The sequence below is a fragment of the Deinococcus sp. genome, from assembly GCF_018260555.1.
Classification (GTDB): Bacteria; Deinococcota; Deinococci; order Deinococcales; family Deinococcaceae; genus Deinococcus.
This window is the reverse complement of sequence record NZ_JAGLBB010000097.1, coordinates 1-7,191: the sequence shown is the minus strand read 5'-3', so window position 1 is coordinate 7,191 and position 7,191 is coordinate 1. Positions and strand designations below refer to the sequence as shown.

4 protein-coding genes and 1 pseudogene are annotated in these 7,191 nt (G+C 69.1%); 3 read left to right on the top strand and 2 right to left on the bottom strand.

Features of this window, described 5'->3' with window-relative positions:
- On the bottom strand, nucleotides 1-1,040 hold a 1,040-nt coding region (locus tag QZ271_RS13360), incomplete at its 3' end, for an ATP-dependent metallopeptidase FtsH/Yme1/Tma family protein (protein ID WP_291432283.1).
- Between the two features lie 544 nt (nucleotides 1,041-1,584).
- Between QZ271_RS13360 and QZ271_RS13355 the strand changes: the two genes are divergently transcribed.
- Both QZ271_RS13355 and QZ271_RS13350 read left to right on the top strand, forming a co-directional pair.
- Nucleotides 1,585-3,231: a stalk domain-containing protein gene (locus tag QZ271_RS13355; protein ID WP_291432285.1), complete on the top strand. Its 1,647-nt coding sequence runs from the start codon at nucleotides 1,585-1,587 to the stop codon at nucleotides 3,229-3,231.
- Nucleotides 3,232-3,330: 99 nt separating this feature from the next.
- Nucleotides 3,331-5,193, top strand: a complete 1,863-nt coding sequence (locus QZ271_RS13350; protein WP_291432281.1) for a vanadium-dependent haloperoxidase — start codon at nucleotides 3,331-3,333, stop codon at nucleotides 5,191-5,193.
- 84 nt (nucleotides 5,194-5,277) lie between these two features.
- Here QZ271_RS13350 and der read toward each other — a convergent pair whose 3' ends face one another.
- The gene (der, locus tag QZ271_RS13345) at nucleotides 5,278-6,600 is read right to left on the bottom strand and encodes a ribosome biogenesis GTPase Der (protein WP_291432279.1); all 1,323 of its coding nucleotides are present in this window, start codon (nucleotides 6,598-6,600) and stop codon (nucleotides 5,278-5,280) included.
- A 324-nt stretch (nucleotides 6,601-6,924) separates the two neighbouring features.
- Between der and QZ271_RS13340 the strand changes: the two are divergent.
- A pseudogene (locus QZ271_RS13340) lies at nucleotides 6,925-7,191 on the top strand (hypothetical protein); the annotation flags it as partial.

Genomic DNA, 7,191 nt, shown 5'->3' with positions numbered 1-7,191 from the left:
TCCACGCTGGCGTCCAGCGGTTTCTTCCGCGCGTGAATCCGCAGGATCTGCTCGCGTCCTCGCACGTCCGGCGCGTCCACCACCACCTGCCGGTCAAAGCGTCCCGGACGCAGCAACGCTGCGTCCAGGACGTCTGGGCGGTTGGTGGCCGCCAGGATGATCACTTCCTGCCCGCTGGAAAAGCCGTCCATCTCCACGAGCAGTTGATTGAGGGTCTGTTCGCGCTCGTCGTTGCCCTGCATGTTCATGCCGCGCTTGCGGCCCACGGCGTCGATCTCGTCAATGAAGACGATGCAGGGCGCGGCCTTGCGGGCCTGCTCGAACAGGTCGCGGACGCGGGCGGCGCCGACGCCGACGAACATCTCGACGAAGTCGCTGCCTGAAATGCTGAAGTACGGAACCCTCGCCTCGCCAGCGACGGCCTTGGCCAGCAAGGTCTTGCCGCTGCCGGGAGGACCGACGAGCAGCACGCCGTGGGGGATGCGGGCGCCGAGCGGGTGGTACTTTTCGGGGTGGCGGAGGAAATCGACGACTTCCTGGAGGTCCTGCTTGGCCTCGTCGCAACCGGCAACGTCGGTGAAGTTGAGTGTGATCTGGCCCTCGCTGACCATGGTCGCCCTGGACTTCCCGAAATTCCCCGCCGCGCCCGCGCCGCCGCTCTGGCGACCGCGCACCAGCAGGACGATCAGGGCGCCGATCAGGGCAATGGTCAGGGCCACGCTCAGGACGCTCAGAACACTCAGGCGGGACGGCGCGAGGTACGAGACGGTCACGCCTGACTGCTGGAGCGACGCGAGGGTCAGCACCGGGTCGACCGCCAGCGTGAGGGTCCGGTAGGGGCGGCCGTCCCCGAGTTGCCCGGTGACCTGCGCGGTGCCGTTCTGGTACACGATGACGGCCGTACTGATCTGCCCACGGTTCAGGGCCGCCGTGAAGTCCGTGAGGTTCAGTTCGTTCCTGCGCTCACGCGGTAGGGTCAGGCCAAGCGCGAGCAGCAGCAGCGCCAGCCCCACTCCCCACAGCACGGCCGCCCGCTTCATCCGCCCCTCTGCGGCGCGGCAGTGACGCCCCTGATGGTCCCGTCGGTCGTGCCCCAATCGGTCATACCCCAGTGTAGGCCGCGCCTGTGCCCCCAGACTGAAAGCCCAGACTGAAAGCAAGGCCTCTCCTACGGCGCCTGCTACGGGTTGCGTCTGCTTCATTAGCACCCTGAAATAGCTCCGGGCCGCGCCGCCCACCGGGGGCGGGCGCCGGGTCCCCTGCGCCCGCCCGTCTGGCCGCCTGTTCTCCCCCAGGGCGGGCGGTGTTCCCTTGAGCGTTCAATCACCAACGCGGCTGTGTCAGGCCCGCGCGAAGATTCCGGTCAGTCTGGGCAGGCATACTCAGCGGATGCAGTGTTCCCGGTGGTCCCCGTTTCCGTTTCGTTCCTCCCCCCGACGATCCCGTCTATTGCCGCTGCTGGCCCTGCTGCCCGCGCCACTGGCCGCCCCAATGACCGGCAGCCTGACCGGCGCGGGGCTGGCGGTAGCGGGTCTGGCCGTGACCGGTCTGGGCGCGCTGGGGCACGCGCGGGCGGCTCAGCCCATGCTGGGTTCGGCGCAACTGATCTTCACGCTGGATCAGGCGGGCACGTTCCTGAACGGCAGTCCCGTCACGCTGCAAAGCCCGCCGCGTCTGATCGGGGGGCGCACCATGCTGCCGCTGCGCGAGGTGGCGGACCTGCTGGGGCAACCGCTGCTGGGCACCAGCACCCAGCTGCAACTGGGGCGCCTGAGCGTGGACACCCGCCAGAACAGCGCCTCGCTGAGCGGGCAGGGGCAGCCCGCCGGGACGGTCGCCAGTGTGGGCACCACCCTGTACGTCAGTGCCCGCACGCTGGCCGACGCCCTGAACGCCAACCTGATCAGCGACGACCGCACCTTCACGCTGACCGCCCTGCGCGACGGCGGCAACCCCCTGAGCCCGCAGGCGCGCTTCAGTACGGATAAGAGCGTGTACGCGCCAGGAGAGCGGATCGTGTACACCGAGTACCCCTTCGACCCGGACGGCGCGGACATCACCGCCCGCCGCTGGACTGGCCGGCAGGACGCGTACTTTCAGCCCGGTACGTACACCGTCGCGCTGAGCGTCACGAACAGCCGGGGCCTGCAGAGTCAGCCGTTCACGCGCACCATCCGCGTGGAAGGCACGCCCGCCGACAGTCCCCTGACGTACGCCCTGAAGTACGCGCAGCCCGGCGACGCCTTCCCGGACCCGCAGATTCTGAACTACCCATCGGCCACACCCGTCACCGCGTACGGCCCGAACTACCCGCTGCTGTTCAGCGACAGCCCCGAGGTCCCCACCCAGAGCGGCATCCTGTACCAGGACAGCGTGCAGGGGCGCGCGCGGCTGCTGGCGTACCACCTGAACGGCCTGGGCCGCCCGGCCCGCCTGTACGTCATGGCCCGCAACATCGAATCCCGCGCCGTGGAAGTCCGCAGCGAACGCCTGGGCGAGACGGCCCCCACCCGCATCGAGGGACTGCTGGGGCAGGTGACGCTCATGGAGTACTTCGCCTCCAGTGGCAGCACCACCCTGAGCCTGATGCCGGGGCAGTCGGCGGCCGTGTACGCCAGCCCCACCCTGGGCGCCGGGAGCGGCGTGAACGTGATGCAGGACCTGAACACCTCGGGCCGCGTGGAGCTGACCTTCCTGATGCTGGAAGATACCCTGCCGCCCACCGGGCAGGTCGCGCAGCAACTCCCGTACCTGCGCCCGGACGGCAGGCACGTGCGCGGCACCTTCCCGGACGCCGTGCGGCACCTGCGCGTGAACCTGAGCACGCTGCCCACCCGCATCGTGATCGGGGACGGTCAGGTGGACCCCGCCATCACGGGGACCGACGCCCTGACCCGCCAGAGCGTGCGCCTGAGCGGCAACTACGGCGTGTTGTATGACCTGGAAGTCAACGGCGCGGCCGGGACCGCCGTGGCCCTCAGCCCGCGCGGTGGCCTGTACCGGGGCGCCATGAACGTGCAGGACGGCCCCATCACGCAGACCATCAAGCTCCCCCGCAGCGGTAACGCCCTGAAACCCGACGAGCCCGTCATGGTGTGGCGCTCCCAGAGCGACCGTCTGAACATCGACTTCGTGCCGGCCAGCGGCAGCAACCTGCCGATCAGCCTGGTGTTCTACCGCGCCCGGGCGCTCAGCGGCTTCGGCGGGCTGCTCAAGACCTACCAGCCCTGAGCGGCAGAACACAATGAGGGTCACGGCCAGACCCGGCGCCCGTGTCCCTGATGACGTTGCTGTGCCAGCGGTCAGGCTGGGCCATAGACTGCGCGGCAGATGAAGCAGATGAAGCAGATGAAGCAGATGAAGCCGTCCTTCACATTCATGCACTCAGGTCCGGGCCGCCGGGTCTGGCTGCGTTCCCTGCGACAGGTCGCCCTGGGTGTGGCCCTGACCGTGACCCTGACCGCCTGCCCGGCTGCGCCCATCACGGACACCGGCGCGCCTCCCATTCCCGGCCCCGCCGGAGTCAAGGCCAGCCCCGGCACGCCCCCCTGCCCCCTGACACCCGCCGCGTGGGCCGCCATCGAGGCGCCGGGGAACTCGGCGGCGCGCGTGTGGGACGAACTGGCCCTGGACGCCATTCGCAACGTGCTGCCGCAACCCGCCGCGCACGCCCGTACCCTGTTCCACCTGTCGGCCGCCATGTACGACACCTGGGCCGCCTTCGACCCCACCGCGCGGGGCGTGTTCGTGCAGGAAACCCACCAGGGCACGCCCGCGCAGGTCGAACAGGCCCTGAACCACGCCGCGCACCGCGTGCTGCGCGCCCGGTACGCGGGTGTCGTCCCGGCGCTCGGCACCTGCTTCGACGACCGTCTGCGGCACCTGGGTCTGGACCCCGCCGACACCGGCACGCAGGGGAACACGCCCGCCGCGACCGGAAACCGCGTCGCGCAGGCCATCCTGGACGCCGCCCGCACGGACGGCGCGAACGAGGCGCAGGGGTACGCCGACAATACCGGCTACCGGGCCGTGAACGGTCCCCTGCGCCCCGAGATTCCCGGCGCGACCCCCAGCAACCCCGACCACTGGCAACCGCTGCTGCTGAAAGAACCGTTCACGCAGAACGGCATTCCCCTCAGCGGCCCGCAGCCCTTCATGGGCCCGCAGTGGGGCAACGTGAAACCGTTCGCCATGACCCGCAGCGGCCGCTTCTACCACGACCCCGGTCCTGTTCCCACCCTGGCTGACCCCCTCATGGCCGCCCGCTGGGTGCCGGAGCTGCTGCGCCGGCAGGCCCAGCTGGACCCCGCCCGGCCGGACATGACTGACCTGTCCCCCGCCGTGACCGGCAATAACTCCCTGGGCACCAACGACGGGCGCGGGCACCCCGTGAACCCCGTGACCGGGCAGCCGTACGCGCCGAACCCCACGAAACTCGCGGATTACGGGCGCGTCATCGCGGAATTCTGGGCGGACGGCCCGCGCGCCGAGACGCCCCCCGGCCACTGGAACGTCCTGGCGAACGCCGTCAGTGACGACGCCCGCCTCCCCCACCGGCTGGGGGGTCACGGCCCGGCGCTGCCCCGCCTGGAATGGGACGTGAAACTGTACCTGGCCCTGAACGCCGCCATGCACGACGCCGCCATCGCCGCCTGGGACGTGAAACGGCAATCTGACACCGCGCGGCCCATCACGCTGGTGCGCGTCCTGGCCGCCCGGCAGGCCCTGCGCGACGAGGCAGGCGTGGCCGAGGAGCGGGGCGGGAAACTGCTGGTCCGCAGCTTCAACGCCGCCGGGGGCTTCTCCTGGCGTGACCCTGCCGAGTGGATTCCGTACCAGACGGCCGTGTTCGTCAGCCCCGCGTTCCCCGGCTTCGTGTCCGGGCACTCCACGTTCAGCCGCGCAGCCGCCAGCGTCCTGACCGACCTGACCGGCAGCGCCTTCTTTCCCGGCGGCCTGTACGAGATGACGGCCGCGCCCGGCTTCATCCGCACCGACTCGACCACCAACGCCGCGCCCGTGCGCCTGCAATGGGCGACGTACGCCGACGCTGCCGATCAGGCCGGGCAGTCCCGCATCTGGGGCGGCATTCACATTGAACCTGACGACCTCGCCGGGCGGCGCATCGGGCACGTGGTCGGCCTGGACGCCGTGGCCCTGGCCCGCCGGTACTTCACGGGACAAGGGCCGTGACCGGGGCAGCACCGTAAACAACTGACGGGTCAAGGCTGACTGGTAACGAACAACCCCCGCCGGAGCGGGGGCACGTGACGAGATTCAGTCGTCGTTGTCGGCGTTCTTACCGCGTTTGTACGGGCCTTTCTCGTTCCATTTGAGACGCACGGGAATCCCGGCGAGTTGCAGGTCCTCGCGGATGCGGTTTTGCAGGAAGCCCTCGTAGGCGCGGGTGACGAAGTCGGCGCGGTTGCAGAAGATCGCAAAGGTGGGGGGCGCGGTTTCCACCTGGGTCATGAAGTACATCTTGAGTTTCTTGCCGTGGAAGTTCGGAACGCTCTGGCGCATCTGCCAGACGCCCAGCCAGCGGTTCAGTTCGCTGGTGGGGATGCGGCTCTGCCATTTCTCGTGCAGTTTCATGGCTTCGGCGAGCATCTCGTGAATGCCGTACTCGTTGATGGCGCTGGTGTACACGCGGGGCGCGTAGCTGATGTGGTGGAGTTTCTGGTTCAGGTCCTTCTCGGTGGCCTTGAGGTCCGCGTCGGGCACCAGGTCCCATTTGTTCACGATGACGATCACGGGTTTGCCGCTGTCGTACGCGATGTTCGCGAGTTTCAGTTCGTGGTCCCCGAGGTCTCCGGCGTTCACGACCAGCCAGATCAGGTCACTGCGGCCGATGGCGGCCTGCGAACGCTGGATGGCGTAGTCCTCGACGGCCGTGTCGGGTTTCTTGCGGATACCGGCCGTGTCGACCAGCACGAAGCGCTGACCGCCGTAATCCCACTCGACGTCCAGGGAGTCGCGGGTGGTGCCGGGCTGATCGGCCACGATGGCGCGGTCGGTCTGCGTGATGGCGTTGAGCAGGCTGCTTTTGCCGACGTTCGGGCGGCCGATCAGGGAGATGCGGATGGGCGCGATCTCGGGGATGTCCTCGTCGTCCTCGGGCAGGTAGGTCATGACGCGGTCGAGCAGGTCGTCGAGCCCGCGGGCGTGTTCGGCGCTGATGGCGATGGGTTCGCCGAAGCCCAGTCCCCACAGGTCGGCCATGTAGACCTCGTGCTTGGGGCTGTCGATCTTGTTCGCGGCGATGATGACGGGCTTGCCCAGGCGGCGTAGCCAGTCGGTGACTTCGTAGTCGGCGGCCGAGAGGCCCTCGCGGGGGTCGAGGACGAAGATGACGGCTTGCGCGCCTTCCATGGCCCACTCGGCTTTCTCGCGGATGGCGTCTTCCCACTCGTCGCCGCTCCAGAGGCCGCCGGTGTCGATGAGGGTGATGCGGTGGTTCTGGTGCAGCATCAGGCCTTCCTTGGCGTCGCGGGTGACGCCGGGAAGGTCGGCCACGACGGCCTCGCGGCGGCCGATGAGGCGGTTGAACAGGCTGGATTTGCCGACGTTGGGTCGGCCGACGATAGCGACTTTATGCATGTGGACGCTCCTTGTACGGTGTCGGTTCCGCCCCGGGCGCCTGGGGGGTTCCGCCGAGTGTCCGCCGCCCCCACTGGGCGGCCCGGACCACAGACGTTCCAGTATACAGACTGGCGGCCTTTCTCCCACACGGCGCGTCACGATTCCGGGCGTGGTGCATGAAAGCGTGGGTCCGCCGGTGGCACTGGACGCGGCCTGGACGGCTTTTTTCCGCTGGGCTGCATGGGTTTGACAGGTCGTGCATTTCGCGCTATCTTTCAGGAATCACCGCCCATGAGGCGGGCTTTTTGTTTCTGGTCGCGGCACGATTGTAGCCTGGAGGGCATGACCTCCCACCCTCTGAAGACCGCCGCGTGGCTGCTGGAACACGCGCAGAACACAGACCCACAGGGCGCAGACTTACAGGGCCCAGACCTACTGGGCAACGTGCGTGTGCTGGACTGCCGCTACGCCCTGAGCGATCCGCTCCTGGGCCGCGCCGCGTTCCTGGCGGGGCACGTTCCGGGCGCCGTGTACGCGGACCTGGAAACGGACCTGAGCGGCCCCGTGCATCCCGGCGGCGCGGGCGGCCGTCACCCGCTGCCGGACCCG

What these genes read in the sequence shown, in the direction of transcription:
- QZ271_RS13350 (WP_291432281.1), top strand. Translation starts at nt 3,331, where the DNA reads ATGAAGCAGATGAAGCAGATGAAGCAGATGAAGCCGTCCTTCACATTC.
- QZ271_RS13355 (WP_291432285.1), top strand. Translation starts at nt 1,585, where the DNA reads ATGCTGGGTTCGGCGCAACTGATCTTCACGCTGGATCAGGCGGGCACG.
- der (WP_291432279.1), bottom strand. Translation starts at nt 6,600, where the DNA reads ATGCATAAAGTCGCTATCGTCGGCCGACCCAACGTCGGCAAATCCAGC.